Source organism: Okeania sp. SIO2F5, assembly GCF_010692685.1.
In the GTDB taxonomy this organism is placed as follows: Bacteria; Cyanobacteriota; Cyanobacteriia; order Cyanobacteriales; family Microcoleaceae; genus Okeania; species Okeania hirsuta.
Map to the genome: position 1 here is coordinate 1 of NZ_JAAHGU010000055.1, position 24,065 is coordinate 24,065.

The 24,065-nt window shown below is 35.8% G+C and carries 21 protein-coding genes and 1 pseudogene; 10 read left to right on the forward strand and 12 right to left on the reverse strand.

Features of this window, described 5'->3' with window-relative positions:
* Window positions 1-2,614, forward strand: a 2,614-nt coding sequence (locus F6K27_RS17695; RefSeq protein WP_287277668.1) for a HEAT repeat domain-containing protein, incomplete at its 5' end; no start/stop codon positions are given.
* A 544-nt stretch (window positions 2,615-3,158) separates the two neighbouring features.
* On the opposite strand, the gene rlmN is transcribed toward F6K27_RS17695, so the two are convergent.
* Both rlmN and F6K27_RS33730 read right to left on the reverse strand, forming a co-directional pair.
* The gene (rlmN, locus tag F6K27_RS17700; protein ID WP_287277670.1) at window positions 3,159-4,199 is read right to left on the reverse strand and encodes a 23S rRNA (adenine(2503)-C(2))-methyltransferase RlmN; all 1,041 of its coding nucleotides are present in this window, start codon (window positions 4,197-4,199) and stop codon (window positions 3,159-3,161) included.
* Window positions 4,200-4,700: 501 nt separating this feature from the next.
* Window positions 4,701-4,796, reverse strand: a pseudogene (locus F6K27_RS33730) (helix-turn-helix domain-containing protein); the annotation flags it as partial.
* Window positions 4,797-4,910: 114 nt separating this feature from the next.
* Between F6K27_RS33730 and F6K27_RS17705 the strand changes: the two are divergent.
* Window positions 4,911-5,063, forward strand: a complete 153-nt coding sequence (locus tag F6K27_RS17705; RefSeq protein ID WP_287277672.1) for a hypothetical protein — start codon at window positions 4,911-4,913, stop codon at window positions 5,061-5,063.
* A 229-nt stretch (window positions 5,064-5,292) separates the two neighbouring features.
* Here F6K27_RS17705 and F6K27_RS17710 read toward each other — a convergent pair whose 3' ends face one another.
* Complete coding sequence (locus tag F6K27_RS17710) at window positions 5,293-5,643, reverse strand: hypothetical protein (protein WP_161564577.1); 351 nt, start codon at window positions 5,641-5,643, stop codon at window positions 5,293-5,295.
* A 329-nt stretch (window positions 5,644-5,972) separates the two neighbouring features.
* Between F6K27_RS17710 and F6K27_RS17715 the strand changes: the two genes are divergently transcribed.
* Window positions 5,973-7,277 (forward strand): serine hydrolase, encoded by a 1,305-nt coding sequence (locus tag F6K27_RS17715; RefSeq protein ID WP_124145502.1) that lies wholly within the window; start codon window positions 5,973-5,975, stop codon window positions 7,275-7,277.
* An 83-nt stretch (window positions 7,278-7,360) separates the two neighbouring features.
* Here F6K27_RS17715 and F6K27_RS17720 read toward each other — a convergent pair whose 3' ends face one another.
* Window positions 7,361-7,654 (reverse strand): zinc ribbon domain-containing protein, encoded by a 294-nt coding sequence (locus F6K27_RS17720; protein WP_353736007.1) that lies wholly within the window; start codon window positions 7,652-7,654, stop codon window positions 7,361-7,363.
* Between the two features lie 99 nt (window positions 7,655-7,753).
* On the opposite strand from F6K27_RS17720, the gene F6K27_RS17725 reads away from it, so the two are divergent.
* Both F6K27_RS17725 and F6K27_RS17730 read left to right on the forward strand, forming a co-directional pair.
* Window positions 7,754-7,870 (forward strand): hypothetical protein, encoded by a 117-nt coding sequence (locus F6K27_RS17725; RefSeq protein ID WP_287277674.1) that lies wholly within the window; start codon window positions 7,754-7,756, stop codon window positions 7,868-7,870.
* Window positions 7,855-8,142, forward strand: a complete 288-nt coding sequence (locus F6K27_RS17730) for a reverse transcriptase domain-containing protein (RefSeq protein ID WP_287277676.1) — start codon at window positions 7,855-7,857, stop codon at window positions 8,140-8,142. The genes F6K27_RS17725 and F6K27_RS17730 overlap by 16 nt, the downstream gene beginning before the upstream one ends.
* A gap of 311 nt (window positions 8,143-8,453) precedes the next feature.
* Here the strand turns inward: F6K27_RS17730 and F6K27_RS17735 are convergent, their stop codons facing one another.
* The 7 genes from F6K27_RS17735 to F6K27_RS33735 form a co-directional block, all read right to left on the reverse strand.
* On the reverse strand, window positions 8,454-8,699 hold the full coding sequence (locus F6K27_RS17735; protein ID WP_287277678.1) for a helix-turn-helix domain-containing protein: 246 nt from the start codon (window positions 8,697-8,699) through the stop codon (window positions 8,454-8,456).
* A gap of 125 nt (window positions 8,700-8,824) precedes the next feature.
* A complete protein-coding gene (clpB, locus tag F6K27_RS17740; RefSeq protein WP_287277679.1) occupies window positions 8,825-11,437 on the reverse strand; it encodes an ATP-dependent chaperone ClpB in 2,613 nt (870 codons plus the stop codon).
* 420 nt (window positions 11,438-11,857) lie between these two features.
* On the reverse strand, window positions 11,858-13,585 hold the full coding sequence (locus F6K27_RS17745) for a HAMP domain-containing sensor histidine kinase (protein ID WP_287284421.1): 1,728 nt from the start codon (window positions 13,583-13,585) through the stop codon (window positions 11,858-11,860).
* Window positions 13,586-14,453: 868 nt separating this feature from the next.
* Complete coding sequence (locus tag F6K27_RS17750) at window positions 14,454-14,975, reverse strand: hypothetical protein (protein ID WP_287277683.1); 522 nt, start codon at window positions 14,973-14,975, stop codon at window positions 14,454-14,456.
* 515 nt (window positions 14,976-15,490) lie between these two features.
* Window positions 15,491-18,631: a DNA polymerase I gene (locus F6K27_RS17755; protein WP_287277684.1), complete on the reverse strand. Its 3,141-nt coding sequence runs from the start codon at window positions 18,629-18,631 to the stop codon at window positions 15,491-15,493.
* Window positions 18,632-18,829: 198 nt separating this feature from the next.
* Window positions 18,830-18,979: a hypothetical protein gene (locus F6K27_RS17760; protein WP_161564931.1), complete on the reverse strand. Its 150-nt coding sequence runs from the start codon at window positions 18,977-18,979 to the stop codon at window positions 18,830-18,832.
* 424 nt (window positions 18,980-19,403) lie between these two features.
* Complete coding sequence (locus tag F6K27_RS33735; protein WP_161564595.1) at window positions 19,404-19,508, reverse strand: helix-turn-helix domain-containing protein; 105 nt, start codon at window positions 19,506-19,508, stop codon at window positions 19,404-19,406.
* Between the two features lie 406 nt (window positions 19,509-19,914).
* Here F6K27_RS33735 and F6K27_RS17765 point away from each other — a divergent pair, with 406 nt between their 5' ends.
* The gene (locus tag F6K27_RS17765; RefSeq protein ID WP_287277686.1) at window positions 19,915-21,063 is read left to right on the forward strand and encodes a J domain-containing protein; all 1,149 of its coding nucleotides are present in this window, start codon (window positions 19,915-19,917) and stop codon (window positions 21,061-21,063) included.
* Between the two features lie 346 nt (window positions 21,064-21,409).
* Here the strand turns inward: F6K27_RS17765 and F6K27_RS17770 are convergent, their stop codons facing one another.
* A complete protein-coding gene (locus F6K27_RS17770) occupies window positions 21,410-21,592 on the reverse strand; it encodes an EAL domain-containing protein (RefSeq protein WP_124145718.1) in 183 nt (60 codons plus the stop codon).
* Window positions 21,593-21,629: 37 nt separating this feature from the next.
* Here F6K27_RS17770 and F6K27_RS34365 point away from each other — a divergent pair, with 37 nt between their 5' ends.
* From F6K27_RS34365 to F6K27_RS17785, 4 genes are all read left to right on the forward strand, one after another.
* Window positions 21,630-21,911, forward strand: a complete 282-nt coding sequence (locus tag F6K27_RS34365) for an aldo/keto reductase (protein ID WP_375339691.1) — start codon at window positions 21,630-21,632, stop codon at window positions 21,909-21,911.
* A 19-nt stretch (window positions 21,912-21,930) separates the two neighbouring features.
* Entirely contained in the window at window positions 21,931-22,233 is a 303-nt protein-coding gene (locus F6K27_RS34370; protein ID WP_375339692.1) for an aldo/keto reductase, read from the forward strand.
* A 335-nt stretch (window positions 22,234-22,568) separates the two neighbouring features.
* Window positions 22,569-22,850: a DUF2470 domain-containing protein gene (locus tag F6K27_RS17780; RefSeq protein WP_287277688.1), complete on the forward strand. Its 282-nt coding sequence runs from the start codon at window positions 22,569-22,571 to the stop codon at window positions 22,848-22,850.
* Window positions 22,851-23,124: 274 nt separating this feature from the next.
* The gene (locus F6K27_RS17785) at window positions 23,125-23,691 is read left to right on the forward strand and encodes a Uma2 family endonuclease (RefSeq protein WP_192901147.1); all 567 of its coding nucleotides are present in this window, start codon (window positions 23,125-23,127) and stop codon (window positions 23,689-23,691) included.
* The last annotated feature ends 374 nt before the right edge of the window (window positions 23,692-24,065 follow it).

Genomic DNA, 24,065 nt, shown 5'->3' on the forward strand with positions numbered 1-24,065 from the left:
TAGGGCGTTGATGGAACAGTTACGGAGTCGGAATTTTATTTTGTGTTTTGTTGGGGCTGAATATTATGCTTTTGTGCATCGGACTTTTTTGGAATATTTTTGTGCTAGGGAGTTTGTTTGGCAGTTTAAGGAAACACAAACTCTTTCAAAATATGAGCTGAAGGAAGATGTTTTTGGTAAGCATTGGCGTGATGAAAAATGGCATGAAGTCTTGCGGTTAATTGCTGGAATGATAGATGCTAAATTTGTGGGAGAAATTATTAGTTATTTGATGGAGCAAGATGGGGAAGAGGAAAAGTTTGTGAATTTATTTTTGGCGAATAATTTATTATCTGAAGTGAGGAGTCGTCTGGCTATTACTGATGTAGAGTCTCAGTTATTAAATAAGTTAAAAGATTTGACTGAGTATGACCTTGATTATTTTTATGAATCTTATAGCAAGGAGGAAAACCTGGTTTGTGAAATTCGTACTCAAGCTGTAGAAGTGGTAGCTGCAACCTGGAGGGATGACCATTCAACTTATACTTGGCTCAAACAAAGGGTTAAATTTGATGATAATTCAGATGTGCGAGAAGAAGCGATACAACAACTAGCTACTGGTTGGAAAGATGACTCAGAAACTTTACCCATTCTCAAACAATTAGTAGAGTCTGATGATGATAATTCAGATGTGCGACGAGAAGCGGTGCGACAATTAGCTATTGGTTGGAAAGATGAGCCAGAAATTTTACCCATGCTCAAGCAATTAGTACAGTCTGATGATGATCGGTGGGTGCGACGAGAAGCGGTGCGACAATTAACTACTGGTTGGAAAGATGAGCCAGAAATTTTACCTATGCTCAAGCAATTAGTACAGTCTGATGATGATCGGTGGGTGCGAGAACAAGCAATTCGACAAATAGCTATTGGTTGGAAAGATGAGCCAGAAATTTTACCTATGCTCAAACAATTGGTACAGTCTGATGATGATAATTCAGATGTGCGACGAGAAGCGGTGCGACAATTAGCTATTGGTTGGAAAGATGAGCCAGAAATTTTACCTATGCTCAAGCAATTAGTACAGTCTGATGATTGGTGGGTGCGAGAACAAGCAATTCGACAAATAGCTATTGGTTGGAAAGATGAGCCAGAAATTTTACCTATGCTCAAACAATTGGTACAGTCTGATGATGATAATTCAGATGTGCGACAAGCAGCGGTTAAACAATTAGCTACTGGTTGGAAAGATGAGCCAGAAATTTTACCCATACTCAAACAATTAGTACAGTCTGATTATAATTGGCAGGTGCGACGAGAAGTGGTGCGACAATTAGCTACTGGTTGGAAAGATGAGCCAGAAATTTTACCCATGCTCAAACAATTAGTACAGTCTGATTATAATTGGCAGGTGCGACGAGAAGTGGTGCGACAATTAGCTACTGGTTGGAAAGATGAGCCAGAAATTTTACCCATGCTCAAACAATTAGCGCATTCTGATGATAATTCAAATGTACGAGAAGAAGCGGTTAAACAATTAGCTACTGGTTGGAAAGATGAGCCAGAAATTTTACCCATGCTCAAACAATTAGTACAGTCTGATGATCATTGGCAGGTGCGATTTGAAGTAGTACGACAAATAGTTAGAGGTTGGAAACTTCACCCAGAAACTCTGCCTATGCTTCAAGAATGTGTAAAGTTAAATGTTAATTGGGATGTCCGAGCATTAGCAGTAGAGCAAATAGCTAGGGGTTGGAAACATCATCCAGAAACTTTACCTTTGCTCAAACAATTAGCGCATTCTGATAATAATTGGCAGGTGCGGTTTGAGGCAGTACGACAAATATTTAGAGGTTGGAAGCATCACCCAGAAACTTTACCTTTGTTCAAACAATTAGTGCAGTCTGATAATGATCGTTTTGTGCGAGCAGTAGCAGTACAACAAATAGCTACTGGTTGGAAACATTACCCAGAAATTTTACCTTTGCTCAAACAATGGATACAACTAAATAGCAATTGGGATGTGCGAATAGTAGCAGTACAACAAATAGTCATAGGTTGGAAACGTCATCCAGAAACTTTGCCTTTGCTCAAACAATTAGTGCAGTCTGATGATGATTGGCAAGTAAGAGTTGGAGCTGTAGAACAAATAGTCATAGGTTGGAAACATTGTCCAGAAACTTTACCTTTGCTCAAACAATTAGCACAGTCTGATGATGATTGGCAGGTACGCTCAGAAGCATTAGACCAAATAGCCAAAGGTTGGAAACGTCATCCAGAAACTTTACCTTTGCTTCACGAATGCGCTACAAATGACCCTTTTGAAAACCATCTTGATGTTGAAGAAAACCTTCGACTAGCTCTAGAGTTTGTCAGGTTTAACTTGTTGAGCAATTACGACTACAACGACTCCCTCTATGAATTTATTAGGGAGGTCGAAGACCATGACTCTTTTGAAAGTAAAAATTATGATGAACTCAACGAATTCAACCCTCGACAAATTGCACTAGAAGCAATAGTCAAACATTACCCAGACCATCCGCAAACCCTCCCACTATTACAAGACAGAGCAGAAAATGACCCAGACGAACAACTGCGGGAGTGGGCAAAAAAGAAATTGCAGGAATTAGAAAATTAGTCCAGGTCATTTCAGTTATCAGTTATCAGTTATCAGTACCTCTGTCTATATTTTTTGGTCAGATTTTTCGCTTTTGTTGGGTTGCGTTGTCGCTTAACCCAACCTACCTACTCAGTTATCAGTTATCAGTTAGCCTCCTATCGGAGGAACTGCGTTAACAGTTATCAGTACCTCTGTCTACATTTTTTGGTCAGATTTTTCGCTTTTGTTGGGTTGCGTTGCCGCTTAACCCAACCTACCTACTCAGTTATCAGTTATCAGTTAGCCTCCTATCGGAGGAACTGCGTTAACAGTTATCAGTACCTCTGTCTACATTTTTTGGTCAGATTTTTCGCTTTTGTTGGGTTGCGTTGCCGCTTAACCCAACCTACCTACTAAGTTAATGTTAATTATTCTTATGTTTGCTTCTCCCCTGACTTCTGACTTCTGACTTCGTTAACTCCCCCACTCCTCTACTTCCCCTCCTGGGAGGGGTTAGGGGTGGGTTAACTTCTGACTTCTGACTTCTAACTTCTGACTTCGTTAACTCCCCTACTCCACAACACTAACTAACCCGTGACGCCCGTAACTGCCCACAAGCGGCATCAGCTTCTAAACCACGGGAATAACGAACGCTAACTGCAATATGCTTTTCTTCGAGAGCATTAACAAAAGCATTGATATCTTCTCCTGTTGGTCTTTGATAGTCCACCTCACTAATAGGATTATAGGGAATTAAATTCACATGGCACTGAAACCCCCGCAGATTTTTAGCTAATTCTTTAGCATGATCTGGTAAGTCATTAAAACCCGTTAACATCACATACTCAAAACTAATTCTTCGCTTTGTGAGGTTGACATATTCACGACAATCTGCTATCAAATCCCCTAAAGGATAAGATTTAGCACTAGGAATCAGATGTTCCCGCAATCTTTGATTAGAAGCATGAAGACTAACAGCGAGAGTCACTTGCAATTTATGTTCGGCTAATTGACGAATGCGATCGCGAATCCCCACAGTTGAGATAGTTATATTACGTTGTCCAATACCCACATCTTGATTCAGAGACCTAACTGCAGCCAAGACATTTTTAGTATTCAGCAACGGTTCTCCCATTCCCATAAACACAATATGGCTAACTCGTCGCTCAAAATCTTCTTGCACAGTCAGCACCTGGTCGATAATTTCGTATGCTTCTAGGTTGCGGGTAAAGCCTCCTTTACCAGTAGCACAGAAATCACAGGCCATTGGACAACCGACCTGAGAAGACACACATACAGTTAGACGTTTATGGCTAGGAATGCCCACAGTTTCAATAATATTACCGTCTGATAGTTGCAGCAGATATTTAACTGTTTTGTCTGGAGCAACGGAGCGGTAATGTATGGCAGATCTACCTATGGGAAAATACTTAATCTCCTCGCGCCATTGTTTGGAAAACACAGTTATATCTGCCAGAGACTTAGCCCCTTTTTGATATATCCATTGATACAGTTGTTTGCCTCGATAAGCAGGTTGTCCTTGCTGTTGTACCCACTCTGTTAACTCAGATAAAGATAAGCCTAAGAGAGGAGTTTGGGTAGGAGTAACTAAGGATTGAGTCATTTGAGTTTAGTAATTAATTTATTTGTATAAATAAGCGGTTGAATACTTTTAGGCTTCTTCAACTATACTATAAACTATAAAAGTCGCCTAAGTAGGTAGGTCTAATTAAGGGTTAAAAATACGAACGGCGGTTTAAATCATTCAATGACTGTTGTCATATAGCAATCCTAAATAGATCGTGACAAATCAAAAAGTAAATAAAAACACTGAAACTCTTACCTATTCACTGTTCCCAGTTAAGTGTTCCCAGTTAAGTGTTCCCAGTTCCCTAAAAAGCAGTAAGATTTTTGACACGAATAAAATAGGATTGCAATAGGACAATAGAAAGTTTGCCATTGCACAATCAGGAATGATGAAATCCGAAAGTAGATATTTTTGGATTATTCTTTCCTAAATATATGTACAGTTTAAAATCTATTATCATTCTTTAATGTGCAACCCCGAAAGTTTTGATAACCATTCCCTATTTTCCGTCTTTTTTGGTTGAGTAATAAACAGCTTTTATAGTTCAGAATTAATCTGTTGATTCAATCCTAATTTATACTTGTTTTGACAACAAGCTAGATCATAGTTCCAAACCACACGCACACAAACAAATAGCTTTGCTCATTGGTATTTTTTTTGGTGTTGGATAAATGCGATACTTAAATCTAGCTTTGATAATTTTAATCTAAACTATAGCGTTTCTCAGACTAATAAGGTACATCCATCTTGGTTTCTATTCTATTCCCTATTCTCTGTACCCTAAAACAAAGGAATTTTGGTGTTGGTGAATTAATGTATGATATTAATCTTAATTATTTAGGAGTCAGGAGTCAGGAGTCAGGAGTCAGGAGGAAAGAAAGAAAGAAGAAGAAAGAGTAGTAGAAGGAGAAAGTTTTTTGTTTGCGCTCTTATCCGGACAAGATATCATACCTCTTTTCACCAACGCCGGAATTTTGTACCTCACACTTCTTGGGAAATGCCATATACAGTTATGATAGTATATTTATCAAATAAAAACAAGTTAAAAAGTAGTCCTATCAGGGCGAGGCTTCAAACCCAATTTTTCGGTGAATAATCATGAATCAGAATAATCTTTTCTGGGTTTCTGTCATCTGTAGCAAGTTGCCCATTTTAAAAATTTCCTCCATGCTTTTAGCGATATTTTTTTTAATGTATTAGCTGTTAGCTGTAAAACAACATTATCAACAGAAGAAAAAGTATCTTTCGCACCATCAGAAACTCCTCTATCCTGATCGGATAAATTTAATGGAGTAAGATGAGATTGTTGAGACCCAAATTTCCCAACGTCGTATGATTGCCCTGGAACCCAATCAACCCAGATATCGGATTTTAATAGTGTCGGAAAATCGGAAATTGAGCCAATCAAGGGTGGTATGTGAAAATGCGAATCAAGGGTATCAAACGTTATTGAGTTGTCAGTCAGATTTACCGTAATCACAATTATGATTTTGATGACAAATTAATGCTAACAGCAACTGGATGGCTGGAACTTATACCTAATAGCAGCATAAATAATTAAATTACTAAGCAAATATATCAAATTTTCATTTTAATTTTTTCCTAACCTAAGTTATTTCCCAACAACTCTATTATCTCTTTTCTGCTGCTTACTTTGTTAAAAGATTAATAGGAGTTGACAAAACCACTAAAATATAATAAAAAAGACTATATATTTGTATTCAGTTAGACAAGTTGATACAGTAAAGATTAAAAGATTGTATTTTTATTGGTCAGCAGAAAATTATTTATTTGTGTGGGGCAAATTCAATGCACGGAAGACTAAAAATCAGATATATTCTGACTAGCACTTTAACAACAATAGCTAGTATTACTATAATTTCAATTGGGAGTATAGAGATTTCCTGGGCAGAAGAATCTTATACTCAGTCTTTACAAGAACTCTATGAGCTGCGCGATCGCACAGTTGCGAAATTAGAATCTCTACCTACTCCCAGAAAGCCATTATTCTTTTCTGATCAGAATAACAGTGTATTAGAAAAGCAACAAAACTTACTACAAAAATTACAAGAAATTGAAGTTCAAATATTAATTGAACAACGAGCAAATGATAACTGGAATCAAGCATTAGCCCTTGGCAATCAAGCATCAGAAGTAGGAGGAACGCCAAATGCAACTGTCAAAACTAGAGAAACAGAAAAACACCTCTGGCAACAAGCTATTTATAATTTAGAAGCAATTCCCACCGATTCATTTATAGCAAAAAAAACTACTAAAAAGATCGAGGAATACAAGCGTAGTCTAGATGATTCTTCTTATCAATTAAATCTAACCAAATCAAACTTTTTAGAGAAAATTCGTAAAGACAGTGGTCTATCTAGCAGAGCAACGATCGCTATTTGTAACCTCCGGCGAGAATGTTTAGACCTAAACGGGAATAAACCACCCGCTAGTCCTGCTAGTTTAATTAAAGTTCCAATTGCTGTAGCAACAATGCAGAAAGTATCCAAAGAAAATATCAGTTTAGATACTCCTATATATGTGAGTAGGGGAAACTTTACCGAAGATGCCTCAGAAATTAGGGCAAGAAAACCCTATCCCCTCAAAACTTTAGTTGGGCAAATGATTGACCACAGTAGCAATATTGCCACAAATCAACTTATTGATTATTTAGGACAACCTTATATTAATAAAGTCCTCAAAGACGATGGCTACAAAGTGATGAGTGTCAACTACAAACTGATGGGTAACCGGATCATGCCCAAAAATCCTGGTAAAGGTCGCAATACCCTGACTAGCAACGAACTGACAGACATGATGGTTTCAATATATAATTATGAGTATCCAAATTCTGATGTATTGATAGAAGCCTTAGCCCGTCAGAAGGATAGGTTATTGGGATATGCTGCCCTAGAAGAATTGCCAGAAGTTAAGTGGCTTGGTGAAAAGACGGGAGAAAATTCTCGCGCTCTGGGTACTACTTTAGGATTAAGTATTAATGGTGAAGTGTATGTAATTACTGTAATTGATAGTCGTGGCGGACGCGATCCCCAAATTCGTACCTCTATTAATAAGGTGGCAAAATATCTAATGGATAATGATGGTTTGCTCTAGTTGACATCCTCCCTCGTTAAATCGCTCGATTATAACGAGGGATTCCCAAACCTCACGATTTAGGTTTAATGCTTAAGTGGCACTTATCTAGATTGTTTCCAACTCCCGACAATAGGCCAACGAGCGTCAATTTGTTGAACCACGGTCGGGCAGACCGCAGTGACACCTTGATGACAAATTACTTTTGCTGCTGCCACATCACAGTTAATTTCGTAGTGACATTCACGGCATTTATTAGTACATTCAGATAGGTCTTTTTTACCTGTATATATTCCACAATTCGGACAAATTTGACTTGTATATTCTGTCGTCAACCTTGCCGAAATATACCCCTCGTTTCCAACAAACCCAAGCCAAGATGCAGAAAAGGTAGCCATCCTAACTACTTCGTGAACTTTAACCGATACAACAGGGAAAACCCTACAGTGTACATTCCAAAAGCCAACGGTAAGAAGCGGCCACTCGGAATCCCTACCATGGGAAACAGAGTGCTTGAAACAATAGTTAAAAACTCATTAGAACCTGAGTGGAAAAGCAAATTTGAAGCTAACTCTTACGGTTTTAGAGTTGGTAGAAGTTGCCACGATCCATAGCTCAATGCTTTCTAAAGCTCAATCAAGGTACAGACACATGGGTTCTAGATGCTGACATCAAAGGATTCTTTGATAATGTAAGCCACGAAACCATCCCCAACTTAGTTGGAACACATCCAGCTAGGAAAACAATCAAGCAGTGGTTGAAGGCAGGATACATTGACAAAGGAATATACAACCCAACACATGAAGGAACCCCCCAAGGAGGAGCAATTAGTCCATTGCTCACCAATATAGGCTTATATCATGTCCGGTTAAACAGTGATAAATAAATAACTACGGAGTCCTCAGGAGTCAGTCCTCAGGAGTCAGGAGGAAAGAGGTAATAAAGAAGAACAACAGGAGAAGAAGGAGAAAGTTTTTTTATAACTAATTATCCGGACATGATATTACATGGATTAGAACAACTGATTAGCTCAGTCAAGCTACCCAAAAGAGGTAAGTTGGGCATAATCAGATACAAGGAACAAATTCTCCCGATGATGCCAGTCTCAAAGAATACTGGGATAACCGTAAAACAAAACAGGGCCAACAAATCTTTGCTAAAGGTTCTCAATCTTATCTCCTTGTCTTCCTTGTCTTGTCACAACCAGGATGACAAGTTCTTCATCCAAGGATATAAAGGCTTTGTGTGGTTAGTAAAAACCTCTCTGAGCCTACGTTTGCGCAGCATTCCGCAGGAAATATTTGGTTTGTAACCATCTTGATAAGCAGCATTCCATAAACTTAAACCCCAGTTATAACACCATCTTGAATAACCTGCGTGTTGAGCCAAGAGGGTTTTCTGCTGATTATTTAGTTTGAGCTTTGTACGAATTGACTTGTACATATTTTTAGCTCTTTTTTGAGTTGACGACTGTATTTTCAATGGCCAGAGATGACTATCGTATTATACTGCTTTATAACGTTAGTTGTCAACTAAGTCAAAGCTCTCCCCCCTCTCCCCACACTCTTCTATTTAGCTGTCACCAACTCCAATGGCAACCGTTGAAATGAAAGTCGCTCATTTTCAACATCCACAAAAATAGTGTCACCATCATTAAATTCACTACGCAAAATACCCTTAGCAATTTGCGTTTCTAACTCTCGCTGAATTGCCCGCTTTAATGGACGAGCACCATATACAGGGTCATAGCCAACTTCTGCTAAAAAGTCAACAGCAGCATCAGCAAGCTTCAGTGAAATTTTTCGTTCAGCTAACCGTTTCTCTAGACGCACAATTTGTAATTGCACAATTTTCCGCAGCTGCTCTTTCTGCAACCCTTGAAAAATAATAGTTTCATCAATACGATTGAGAAACTCTGGACGGAAAGCAGCACGCAACGCTTCCATGACTCGACTCTGTACTTGCTCATGATCGTCAGTGACATCTAAAATATACTGAGAACCAATATTACTCGTCATAATAATTACGCTATTCTTAAAGTCAACTGTGTGACCTTGAGAATCAGTCACTCGCCCATCATCTAATATTTGCAGCATAATATTAAACACATCTGGGTGTGCCTTTTCAATTTCATCAAACAAAATAACTGTATATGGACGACGACGAATAACTTCAGTTAATTGACCCCCTTCATCATAGCCAACATATCCAGGAGGTGCCCCTATTAAACGAGACACAGAATGTTTTTCCATATACTCAGACATATCAATGCGTACCATCGCATCTGCAGTGTCAAATAAATATGCTGCCAATGCTTTTCCTAATTCTGTTTTACCAACACCAGTAGGACCGAGGAAAATAAAACTCGCCACTGGACGGTTGGGGTCTGCTAAACCTGCACGCGATCGCTGAATAGCATCAGCAACAGCAGTTACTGCCTCATCCTGACCAATAACTCGCTGATGTAATTCTTCTTCGAGGTGCAATAGCTTCTCTTTTTCTGACTCCACCAACTTACTGATGGGAATACCAGTCCACTTAGAAATAATTTCAGCAATATCTGCTTCTGTCACCTCTTCCCGCAACAAAGTTTGACCACTGGTTTGAGTTGCTTCGAGTTTAGTTTCTGCTTCTTCTACTTGTTTTTGTAGATTAATCAGATTACCGTATTTCAACTCAGCAGCACGGTTGAGGTCATAATTTCGCTCTGCTTGCTGAATCTCAATATTGACTTTATCCATCTCTTCCTTGAGGGTCTGAATTTTACCAATGATGCCTTTTTCTGATTCCCACTGAGCATTTAGGGTGCGTTGCCCTTCTTTCAAGTTTGCTAAATCTTTTTCTAGTCTCTCTAACCTTTCTTTGGAAGCAGCATCACTTTCTTTTTGCAGTGATAACTTCTCCATTTCTAGTTGCAGGATCTTGCGGTCAATTTCGTCAAGTTCTTCTGGTTTGGAGGTAATTTCCATTTTCAGTTTAGCCGCAGCTTCGTCTACAAGATCTATCGCTTTGTCTGGTAGAAAGCGATCGCTAATATAGCGAGTAGAAAGAGTAGCAGCAGCGACGAGGGAACTATCGGATATTTTCACACCGTGATGTACTTCATAGCGTTCCTTGAGACCCCGTAAAATTGAGATGGTATCTCCTACACTGGGTTGATCGACATAAACTTGTTGGAAACGACGTTCTAAGGCAGCATCTTTTTCAATATATTTACGATACTCATCGAGAGTTGTTGCTCCAATACAGCGGAGTTCTCCTCTAGCTAACATTGGTTTGAGGAGATTGCCTGCATCCATAGCTCCTTGGGTTGCCCCTGCTCCAACAACTGTGTGAATCTCATCTATAAATAAGATAACTTTACCGTCTGAGTCTGTGACTTCTTTGAGAACAGCTTTCAGACGCTCTTCAAATTCGCCTCTAAATTTAGCACCAGCAATTAAAGCACCCATGTCTAGGGCAATTAACTGACGGTCTTTCAGAGACTGAGGAACATCTCCGGCAATAATACGTTGGGCGAGACCTTCGGCGATCGCTGTTTTGCCTACTCCGGGTTCGCCTATTAATACTGGATTATTTTTAGTACGACGACTGAGTATTTGAATAGTGCGTCTAATTTCATCATCCCGTCCAATAACGGGATCGAGTTTCCCTTCACGAGCAAATTCTGTCAGGTCGCGACCATATTTTTCTAGAGCTTCGTATTTACCTTCTGGATTTTTGTCTGTTACTTTTTGGTTGCCTCTAACTTGGGAAACAGTTTCTTTGAGTTTGGCTTCATCTAGTTTAAATTCTTGATAGAGATTTTTACCAAAGCGATTGTCTTTGAGATAAGCAAGCATTAAATGTTCGACGGAAATATATTCGTCTCCATATTCTTGACGATATTTTTCGGCATTGTCTGATAAGGAGTCTAGACTACGACCTAAGTAGATATTGTTGGGTGTATTTTTAACTTTGGGTTGACGACTAACAAATGTATCTGTGTATTCTTGTACTCTAGAAGTTGAGATTCCTGCTTTGTTAAATAGACTGGTTGCGAGTCCATTTTGTTCTAACAAAGCTTTCATTAAGTGTTCGGTTTCGATTTGTTGTTGTTGGGAGGTTTTAGCGATGTCAGGGGTACGGGATATAGCTTCCCAAGTTTTTTCTGTAAATTGGTTAGGATTATTTAGTTGCATATTTTTTTGTTTTTCTTTAGTCTGTTTTTCTTTGATTTTAACTGGCTTTGTTGCAGAATTTTTAGTAGAAAAAACCGTTTTTTATTATAGGGTATTCACCCTTGGGTGTTACTTTAATGAAATTTAACTAATTTTTTTTTATCCTAGAGTATTTAAATTTCGCGTTGCATAGTGACGAATGATTTTAGATTTTTGATGAACAGGATTTTGGATTAATCAATTGCTAGAATGATTGATATTAGGTTTTTTTTAGTCAAAGTCTAAACTAATTTTTGGCAATATCATTCCATAATGTGCAACCCCAAAATTTTAGTAGAAAAAACCGTTTTTTATTATAGGGTATTCAACCTTGAGTATTACTTTGATTAAACTTAACTGTTTGTATTTCATCCTAGAATATTTACCAAAGTCAAATACCAATCAGATCATTACTCTTTCTGGAAACCAAACAGTAAATGTAGAACCTTCCTCTGATTTACTTTTAACGTAAATTCTTGCCCCCATCCTTTCACATAAACGTTGACATATTGCCAACCCTAAACCAGTACCACCATACCGACGAGTTGTAGAAGCATCTGCTTGAGTAAAAGGTTGAAATATATGCTTTAACTGGTCTTCTGTCATACCAATACCAGTATCGATCACCCGAAAAACTATGTAACCATTTGAACTATTAAAGGACTGTAAATTTTGATTTTGATAATTTTTCAACTTCTTATTATTTACTCTTTCCACACTCAGAGTAATCAAACCATCTTCTGTAAATTTAGCTGCATTACCCAATAAATTTATCAGTACTTGTCTCACTTTTGGCATATCCGCATACATTGTACCTAAATTTTCTCCTAAAAGTAATTTGAAGGTATTACGGTTTTTTTCTGTGAGATTTTTCGCTGTACCAACTACATCTTGAACTAACTTTTCAACTTCAATACTTTCTAAATAAAGTGTTACTTGACCTGCTTCAATTTTGGAAATGTCTAAGATATCACTAATCATTTCTAGAAGGTGTTTACCTGCAATCCTAATTCTATCTAGATCCTGCATAAAATCTTGATATCCTGCGTCTTCAGCTTCCTCATAAAGAATTTCACTATATCCAATAATAGCATTTAAAGGTGTACGAAGTTCATGGCTCATAGTAGCTAAAAAAGCACTTTTAGAACGGTTTGCTGCTTCTGCTTTCAGTTTAGCTTCCTGGAGTTGTTCTGTGTATTTTGCTACCTTATCAATTAATTCATTTAGAGATAAGGTTAATTGTCCTATTTCATCTTCTGTAGTGACAGGAAGTTGGAGTTCAAAGTTAGCTTCTTCTGTCACTTGTTGGGCAACTTTGATTATATCTTTGAGGGGAGTTACAATGGATCTGCTGGTATAGATAGCCATCATTACTGCAATAATTATCGATAGCAGTAGGCTACCTATTAATATTTTAATTCCTAATGCTTCTGTTTTTTGATAATCTCTAAATCCTTGTTCTACTCTCTGATTAAATAGTGTAGTTAAATTCTCTGAATCTTGCGATAATTTTTCTAGTTTTATTGCTACTTCACTATTATTAATTTTACTAAGTGATGCTGATGACAAACTCTCTACTTCTGATGACGAACTCTCTACTTCTATTGTTGTTTTAGGAGGAATCTGTTTAATTTCTTGAACTAAATTTTCCAATCCTTGAAGATATACTGTCAAAGGATTCAGATAACTCTGAATAAATTCTTGAAGCGGAATATAATATTTTTTCTCTATACTTTCATCTCCGGTTTCTGGTATTAATTGAAGTTGTTTAAAAATAGTATTAACCTCATAAATACTTGATAATTCTTGGGATATTTTTGCTTCTAAAACTTTCCGGTCATTAACGTATTTTGGCCGCTCTTTTTGAATTATGTTGATCTTCAATGCTTTTTTTGTGAGTTTTGTAAGCAAATCTACTTGTTCTTGAGCTTCCTCTATTTGTCCTCTAATTTGATGTTTATTATTCAACTCAAATATCCGCCCTGTAAGTATTCCTAAAGTCGCAATGCTTATTGGTAATATATAGCCAAAACATATTTTTTTTCTGATTCCTATGTTACTAGACAGATTTTTTGATCCGGTTTTCTCTCGGATCATAGACTGTTTTTTTGATGTAGAAGTTAAAGACATCTCTACTGGTATTCCTTGGCCATAATCATATAGTATATTTTATTTTAATCTAATATTCATAACGGCCTTGTTAGTCAAAATTATTTCATTACTTCCGAGGATTAATTATGTACAGTGAAGTTTTTCCTGGGTACCATAATATATTTTTTTTGGCAATACTACTAATACTTTAATTGATCGGGATTAGTATAAATTCTTTACCCTTAGATTACTACTGAATATAGGATTAGAATATTGGTAACTACATCTAAAATATTATTTTCTTTTAATTTTATTTTTTCAGCAGTTCCTAAGCGTTAAGTCAATATTATACTAATTCCAGTCGATCAAACAGATTTATAATTTTTCTCTGTTTTCTAATCTGATGAGTAATATCATGTCCGGATAATTAGTGATCAAAAAAACTTTCTCCTCTTTCTTCTTCTTTCTTCTCTGCTGACTCCTGTAAGTCGCCAATCCGACAGCTCCCCTACCTGAGGACTCCGTTGTTTATTTATAAGTATTCAACCGGACATGATATAACCTATCCAAACCAGATGTAGTATTAATACTAGTTTTTTTGTTTAAATCAGATGATCAATAGAGATTAAGTCCAATCCCCATTCAATAAAAATTTTTTTGATAGTAAAATTTTAGTTAGATTAACTATCCAGGCTTATTTATCACATATTTCTATACAATTTAACAAATAAAGCTTGTTTCTAATTTTGTTTAACAACTTGTATTTCACTTTGAGAAATGTTATTGCATTTTTCACTGTCTGAGTATTGGTCAAACAAAAAATATTAACTGTTCGTATAACTATATTATTTTTCAAAATTTTTCTGAGAATATTAACTTAACTGAATTACCTGTACTAATTTATTGCTTATTCTTGGCAAAACTTAAATAGATATAACTCATCTGGCAGCTCAGAGGCCACATCTAAATCAACACTTTTAGGAACAAATAAAACCATACCAAATTCACATAGTTCAGTTGAACATTTATCTGGTCGTGCAGTAATTCGATAATCACTGTTTTCTGTGGGAGTAAAAGAGATTACTGGTATCCCATCCTGTTTTTCATCATTGGTTATTTTCTCGCCCTGTTGATTTTTAAGGGTTAAATTTAAGTCATTACAATTATCATCACATACTCCTAGAATAGTGTAGGATGTATTAGAAGATAATTTGGCTGTAAAAGGAACTTCTACTCTTTCTTTCACTTTTCCAATTAGTGGCCAGAAAACCAGTTTTTTGCCAGCTTTTTCTTGTTGTTCTACTGTCTCTTTCAGTTTACATATTACTTGTTCTTGTTCAACACTAAGTTCTACACTGGCAGCAGTTGCAACAATCGCACTGCCCAATACCAAACTAATTCCACCTAAAACTAATTTTTTGGTATCCATTAGATTTACTCAAATAAAGATTCTTAGTAAACTACAGTCAGGAGTTTAACATATCTCTTGCACAATAAAAACTTTTTATAGGGAACAGGGAACAGGGAACAGGGAGGAATAATTGATAATTTAGGGAGTAGGGAGTAGGGAGTAGGGAGTAGGGAACAGAGAGAAATAATTGATAATTTAGCGATAAGAATTGATTTTATTTTTGATTTTTTTGGAGATATCTATTCCTTTTACAAAGAGTCTCTTAGGTAGCACTTCAATTATTAATTAATTAACACAAACAGGATCGTCTTTTTGATAATTAGCACTCTAGAAGCGTATTAATTATGATTATGTTTATTTCTCTTTACGGACATTGCATGCAACTCCCTACTCCCCTACTAAAAAAAAGGCGTTGCTGAAATGTTAATCTAAAAATCATTATCAATCAGCATCGCCCAAGAAAATTATGTAAAGCCATTGTTTATTTCTCCCCTACTTTCCTACTCCCCTACTCTTCCACTCCCCTACTAGTATTATTTGGTCTCCATCCAATTTTTTCCAGCATGAATATCTACTATTAGTGGTACTTTTAAATCTATGGCATTTTCCATTGTAGATTTAATTACCTGCTCCAATTCTTCCCACTCTAATGATGGAACTTCAAATACTAATTCATCATGGACTTGTAATAATAATTTTGCCTGATAATTTGCCAATATTTCATGGAATTTTATCATGGCAATTTTAATAATATCTGCACTTGAACCTTGAATAGGCGAGTTAGCTGCTGCCCTTAAAAGTTGAGCATCATTTTGACTTAAACGTTTAAATTCATCTAGGTTAATTTCTTCTGGTTCCGTACCTTTTAAATCTCGGAGAGTTTTAGATTCAAATTCAAAATAACGCCGACGACCTAATATTGTTTCTACATAACCTTGAGCGATAGCTTCTTTTTTTAGCCTCCCTAAATACTCAAATACTTGAGAATATTTTTGTTTATATCTGTCTAAAAATTGTTTACTTTCTTTGACGCTTATTCCGACAGACCTTGCTAATTTTTGCGCCCCCATGCCATAGATTACGCCAAAGTTTATTGTTTTACCAACACGACGTTCATCTGATGTAATTTCTGCTTTTTCAAATAATAGTTTGGCTGTGACTGTATGTACATCTTGATTATTTTGATAAGCTTCTATTAATACTGGTTCTTGACTCAAGTGAGCTAATATTCTTAATTCAATTTGTGAATAATCTGCGGCGACTAATAACCAATCTTTTTTGGGGATAAATGCCTGACGAATTTGCCGAGAAAATTCTGTACCAATGGGAATATTTTGTAAGTTTGGTTCGGAAGAAGATAAACGTCCTGTATCTGTTTGAGTTTGATTGAAATTTGTATGAACTCTCTGAGTATCTGTACGAACTAATTTTGGTATGGCTTCGACATAGGTAGAAAATAGTTTGTATAAGGTTCGGTGATTTAAGATTTCATCAATGATGGGATGATGTTGACTTTCTTCTTGTAATTTTTCTAAGACAACTACATCTGTAGAGTAACCAGTCTTAATTTTCCGAGATTTTTTCTGATTTTGATTGAGTATATTAAATAGTAGTTCGCTTAATTGAGATGGTGAGTTAAGGTTTAAAAAGTCACTTGTTTCTGCTAGATTGATTTGATTTTCAATTTCTTCTGAGTTTTGTCTTTGCTCTTTTGATAATTTGGTAATATATGCTTTTAGTATGGGGCTAGATATTGCTTTTTTTAATTCTTGTTGATTAGTGAATGAGTCAGCTTCTATATTTTGAATTTCTGTTATGAGATATTCCTGTAAAATTCGACTATCTACAGTGTCAAAAGCTCTTTTTTCAATTACTTCTAAATCTTTTTTCAGTTGGACTGAGAATTTCTTGAGATATTCAATATCAATGCTAATTCCCAGATATTCCATTTCTGCTAAAACAGATTCTAATGGCTGTTCTATATCTACTAATAATTTGAGCAAAGATTTTTCTGAAGGTTTATTTTTATCCGCTTTTTCTAATTCAGCTCTTAATTTTTCTACTAACTGAAATGTTACAAAAACTTGAGTTCCACAATAGTGAGTAACTTTGAGAATATCTAAGTCAGCAATAGTTTGATTTTTAGAGACTACGTCATCATAACTTTTTAAATTTATTCCAGCAGTTCTCAGATGTCTAATATATATTTCTTCCAGACTATGTTTTGCTCCAGGATTTAATACATAACTTGCCAACATTGTGTCAAAAACAACTCCAGCTAATTTAATTCCTTGACAGCGAAAAACTAATCTATCAAATTTGGCATTTTGAAATACTTTCGGATAATCATAACTTTCTAAAATTGGCTTTAAAGCCTCCAATACTTTTCCTTTATCTAGATTTTTTCCTACTTTATGTCCGGTGGGAATATAAGCAATATCTTCTATATTTTTTCCCCAACAACAACCAATACCAACCAACTCTGCATCTCGTGGTTCTAAAGATGTAGTTTCCGTATCCCATGCCACGGGAGTCTCATAATTTTTCTGTTCTTTTAAAATATTTACTAACTGATTTAACTTTTCTGGAGTATCAATAATTTGAGGTTTTATTTCTGATTTTATTGTTATTTGTTGTTGAGCTGCCTTTGTATCTTCTGCACTAAAAAACCAATCATCATTCTCTTCCTCAACCAAAATATTGTCTGATTTTTCTTCTTGTTTATTTTCCGACTCTTCTGCCAAAGCTTCAATTCCCGCCAACCCACTAAACTGTTGTTCTAAATAAGGGATTTGATTTAAGAAATGTTGTAATTCAAACTTTTGCAAAATAGGCTCAATTTCTGAGCGAGAGATTTTTTTGAGCTGCAAATCTTCCATCTCAATATCTATTGGAACATTTACTTCAATTCTTGCCATAAACTGAGAATGTTCTGCCTCAGCTTTTCCCTCTTCAAGTTTTTTCTGATTTGCTCCTTTAATTTTATTCAGAGAACTATAAATTTCTGCTAAAGAACCATATTCATTCAACAACTTAACAGCCGTCTTTTTCCCAATACCCCTAACACCAGAAATATTATCAGAAGCATCTCCACAAAGAGCTTTATAATCAACAACTTGAGTCGGTAAAATACCCAATTTTTCCTTAACTTCTTCAGGACCAAACTCTAGAGGAGTGCTACCTTTACCTGCTGCTAAATGTAAAACACTAATACCTTTTTCCACATCTATTAATTGAAATAAATCTTGGTCGCCCGAAAGAATTTTTACCCGAAAACCAGCAGTACTAGCTTTTTGCGCTAAAGCTCCTAATACATCATCCGCTTCATAACCAGCAGCAGTAATTATAGGTATATTAAAAGCACCTAAAATCTCTTGCAAATTTTCCACATCAACAATTAAATCTTCAGGCGCTTCTGCTCGATCTGCTTTATAGTTTTTGTCAGCTTCGTGGCGAAACGTAGGTTTTCCTAAATCAAAAGCGATCGCTAAATATTCTGGTTTTTGAGTCTCCATAACTTCCAACAAAGACTTCAGAAAACCAAAACAAACACTGGTGGGAATGCCTGTAGAAGTTTTTAAGCCCCCACTACGACTTTTGCCAAAAGCATAGTAGGAACGAAAGGCTAGAGAATGGCCGTCAATCAAAACGGCAGTGGGAAAGTTTGCAGACATTTGATATTGATATTTTGAGATATCTCTTTATTTTAGCGGGTAGTTTATACTAGCTAATAAGATAAATCTAAATTACGTTGTTTTAATGCTTTTATTGTTAAAAATTTATTTCTAGAAGTTTTAACCAATTATTTGACCCCTTATTTTTTTTCTTAAGCCTTCTTTGCAGCAATTGTCGGGGCGAATGCCCATTTGCCCCTACCGCAGTTTACTTAATAAAAACTTAGGAGATTTGATTAACTTTCCAGTTGAAGTAGCTACAAAAATCTGTATATCTGCGTCTATTCCTAACCACTTTTTGCCTACTGGATTCTCTGATACTAACTCTGATGAAGTAAAACTAATCATCAAATAATAACCACTAACTGTTTTGACTATCCTAGCTTGTTTAGCTTGAAAAAAATCTGGATATGGCCTACTTTGTTTAATCTTACATCCAACCTACCTGAGGCAGTTTAACTCTATATATTGCCTAAGCAATTTTTCAGCATTGCTGGAAAAATAAAACTTCTCAGTTTTTTCTTAAACCTTGGATAACTTTTTCCTTGAGATTTCATATCAGAAAAAGCTCGATCTAAAGTCTTTAAAGTTTGTTGTAAAACTTGGGCATTTACTAAATTAAAGTTAGTCTTAGTTTTCTTCGCTATTGTTAAGTTTTTTGCTTGATGATTATAATTAGGATAAGCTGCATCACCAGAAATAATATATTCAGCAACAATTGAACAACTATTAATTGGTGATTTTTTTGAACTTAGCCAGTTTTTCCGCTCTCTTAGTGCGAATTATACACGCTTTTGCAAACATCAAGAATCTGATTAATTTCTACTTCTTGATGTTTAGTCGGTTTAAGCTTGTATTGGTAAGTTAGAGTAATCAAGTATCCGTTTATTTTTTTCTGAATTTAAAGGTGCAATTATAACACAAAGACAAATCTTTCACGTGTCGCAATGAATATATTTTCTGGTTGCAATTCATCTCCCGCTAAATCGAAGATGATAATGGGAGATGAATTGCAACATTTTCAGATAGACTCATAATAGTAATATGGCATTTTTCTTACTTTAAAGTCAAAATGGAACTAATTGTCTATGAGTTTTGTTTCATGTATCAAATATTGAGTTGGTTACTACATAGAGTAATGATGAATCAAAGAGGAAATGTTTTTCCCACTCTTCTCGGCGGCCTTTTCCCTGTCATATAATACCAACCTCAAAAAATAAGGCTTTCGATAACGTCACACCACTAAATTCCTAATTGTCCTAATTACTGATTATTTTTCTAATGTGGATGAGATAAATCAATACTATAAAATTTTAGAACTTGAGCCTGGTGCTTCTCTAGATCAAGTGAAACAAGCTTACCGAGATTTAGCCTTTGTCTGGCACCCAGACCGCTTTGCCCAAAATACTCGTCTCCAAGCAAGAGCTACTATTCGTCTCAAAGAGATTAATGAAGCTTACCGAAAATTACGGTATTTTTTGAATGATTCTCAACCACAAACTATTCCGAAACGAAAAACTCCCAGTCAAACACAATACTCATCACCTCGTCGTCCACCTTCTCCTCAACCTTCCCCCTCTCCTCAAAGGCCAGAAAATTCTAACGCTAATAATCATTTTCAACAGTTCTCTGTCCACACTCATCAACCACATTCAGCAACTTCCAGTATTCCTTGGGGTAGTTTAATTGCCACTTTCCTGTTTTATGCTTTGACTGCCTGGGTATTAGTTATTTACAAAGCTCCTGTCTGGAGTTGGGCCGTGGTTGAGGGCGTGGCATGGATGGGAATGACTGTTTTGGCAATTGAAGGAACGGGTTCTCAAAGATGTTGGGCGATCGCTTTATTGGGTGCTGGAGGGGGAGCAGGTTGGATAGCTGGAAATTCTGTGGGAGGTATAATCACTGCTTTGGCATGGGCCATGGTTGGATGTAGTTTAGGGTTAATTGCTGGCACTGAACCTAAGGCCAGGACAGTTGCTGCTGTGGTGACTATTGATGGAGTAATTGCTTTGGGGGGATTTTTGGCTGGTAATGAGGCTGAAAATGTATTATTGGTGATTGTTGGTTCTATTATTTGGGCTGCTGCTGGATTTATTTTTGGGACAATAGTAGATGCTGTGATTGGTTTGAAGACTGGTACTGGTGTTGGCAGTATGCTTGGGTTTATTGTGGGAGCTTGGGTTGGAGCTTGGTCTGCAGCTTGGAATTCTACTCGGTCTAAAGCTGTGGCGATCGCTTTGGCTAGTGCTGGGCCTAATATTATTGTTGGGTTATGGGTAGCTATTGGTATTGTGGCAGGAGTAGTTGCTCAAATGGTTGCGGGAGAAAAGTTGATAGAGTTGTTTAATGGATTTTCTACTTTTTTGATTTTAGCTATTATTTCTGGATTAGGTTTAGGTTTTGGCTGGTGGCTTTCCACAATTATAGTGTGATTTATGACTTCTTCAGCTTTGCTCTTTCCCTTCTACTTTCTGGTGATTTTATACCAAATTGATAAATGTTTGCTACAAATATCTAGGGTATTTCGTAATAATTCAGAATTGCTGAATTCAGCAATTCTGAATGAATAGATTTAATGCCATTTTTGATGTTGTAAATTATCTTTTTCGTCAAATAGACTTTATATGAAACTATGCGCTATGGTGCTGATTATTCGTAACTCTTTTTTGATGCATGGTATTACTCTTTAATAATGAGCTGGTCTCTCATCCTAAAAACCACATATTTCTATGATTTCTTCTTCCTTATTCCTCCTTCCTCCTTCTTTCTTCTTTGTCTTTAAATGCTAGGGAATTTTGATAGTTGATTAGTTTTTAATAAATTTTCAAACTTGGATGTGGGTAATGGAGCACTGAAGAAATAGCCTTGAATTTTGTCACAGTCATATTTACGAAGAAAGTCTAATTCGGATTGAGTTTCTACTCCTTCAGCAACTACTTTTAAGTTTAAATTATGAGCCATTATTCAAAATAAAAGTTATTTGGATGCTCTTAATTATATGTCGGAGCTTCAGTCGGAGGGAAAAATTAAGCATTTGGCTTTAACTAATTTTGATACTGAATATTTGAAAATTATTATTGAAAGTGGAATTAAGATAGTCTCTAATCAAGTTCAATTTTCTCTAGTAGATCGTCGTCCTTTAATAGAAATGGTACAGTTTTGCCAAGAGCATAATATTCAGCTTTTGGCTTATGGTACATTATGCGGTGGTTTGCTCTCAGAAAAATATTTAGTATTTAGATTCTTCAGAACCTCATCCAAAAGACCTCAATACTGTTAGTTTGAAAAAGTATAAAAAGATGGTTGATACTTGGGGTGGTTGGAGTTTATTTCAAAAATTATTAAATCTGCTAAAAAAAATTGCTGATAAACACAAAGTTAGTATTTCAAATGTGGCAGTTCGCTATATTTTAGAACAGCCTTCTGTGGCAGGTGCTATTGTCGGAGCAACGCTGAGTATTTCAGAAAATTTGCAAGATAATTCTCGGGTGTTTCATTTCAATTTAGATGTAGAAGATTATCAGCAAATTGATAATTTAAGTAGGGAGTCACGGAATTTGTTTAAAATTATTGGTGACTGTGGTGATGAATATCGAAGATAGGAGTCATGAAACATAAGTCAAAATACATGAGACAGGAGGCAGAAAATTAACTAAGCACTCAGAAGTTAGAATAAAATTATTAGGACTTATGCAGTACAATGTATCTCCATCATTGCAACCGACAGGGTTTGCGTAGCAGTCCGGAACGGAAAGCAATCTCAAATCCTAATTTTTCGTACCTTATGCATTTTACTTTCATCTGGGAATATGGTTGATATTAAGATTTTTCTAGATGTTTATAGCTCAATCTATAGTTCTCTTACCTAGTTTTTTTAGATTAAGTTTTTGAGCTTGTTTTATATTTAAAAATAATACTCATAAAAAGATTTGAAAATATGACTAATTCATTTACTTCAGAAATTAGTGCTCGCATTTGTTCCCATATGAATGAAGACCATGCAGATGCTGTACTTCTTTATGCTCAAAAATTTGGTAGTTCTGCCAATGCTACAGCAGCAAAGATGCTTTCTATTGATGCTCAAGGTATGAACTTAACTGCTGAATTTAGTGGGGAAAGTTTACCGATAAGGATTGAATTTGACCATACTTTAAAGGATGCTGAAGATGCTCATCATACTCTTATTAATATGTTGAAACAAGCTCGTGTTCAAGAATGAGACTTGAGCACAAATATAGTAATAATTATCGCTAAAATTGGATTCGCTATTATAGGTATTCGTCTTTTATTTTCTAGTGAATTATACCAATTTAAAAAAAGAATACTACAAAAAGGTAGATATCGATCGGATATGCTAAAAAAAATAGCGACTATAGTTCATTTTAGATAGTTATTTCTATCGTCTACCCCTTTTTTTCAATATTTACCCCTTATTACTTCTTCCCTCTTCCCTCTTCCTTAAATAGTTAAGCTTAAATTGAGGCAAAATAATTATGTTAACTACTGTTAATTCACCCCAACAAGTTACTCTCGAAGAGTTTTTACAATTGCCAGAAACAAAACCAGCAAGTGAATATTTTAACAATCAAATTTATCAAAAACCAATGCCACAAGGAGAACATAGTAGAATTCAAATTTGTCTATCGTCAGCTATTAATCAAGCAGGTGAACCACAAAAGTTAGTAATGGCATTCCCAGAATTAAGATGTACTTTTAACGGACGTTCCATAGTTCCAGATATTTCAGTTTTTGCATGGCAACGTATTCCCACAAAAGCAAATGGTAGAATTGAAAATAGATTTGAAATAGCACCAGATTGGGTAATAGAAATTCTCTCGCCAGACCAAAGTTCTAATCAATTAATTAATAAAATTCTTTTCTGTCTCAATAATGGTACTCAGTTAGGTTGGTTAATAGATTCTGAAGATGAATCTGTAGTGATTTTTCAACCTAACCAACAACCAGAAATTAGGTATAATTCTGATAATTTACCAGTTCTCAATTTATTAACAGATTGGCAATTATCTATTGCAGATTTATTTAGTTGGTTATACAAGTAGTCGCAAAATAAATTTCCTATCATCTATAAATCTTTAAATTACAGCCTATTTCTCTGTTTTGATTTGTCTGGAGCGATCGCTCCATATCTAGAGAAGGGAAAGTAGGTTGCTTTGAGTTGAGTCTTTCTAGACTTTTGAGATTCTACTATTGCGTATGAAAAAATAGTTATGAATAAATTTTTGATTTTGAATTAATAATTAGTTTCTGTTTGTCTGTCTAGAGCGATCGCTCAACATCTGGAGAAGGAAGAGTAGGTTGCTCCTAGTTAACTATTTCCAGACTTTTGAGATTCTACTATTGCGTATGAAAAAATAGTTATGAATAAATTTTTGATTTTGAATTAATAATTAGTTTCTGTTTGTCTGTCTAGAGC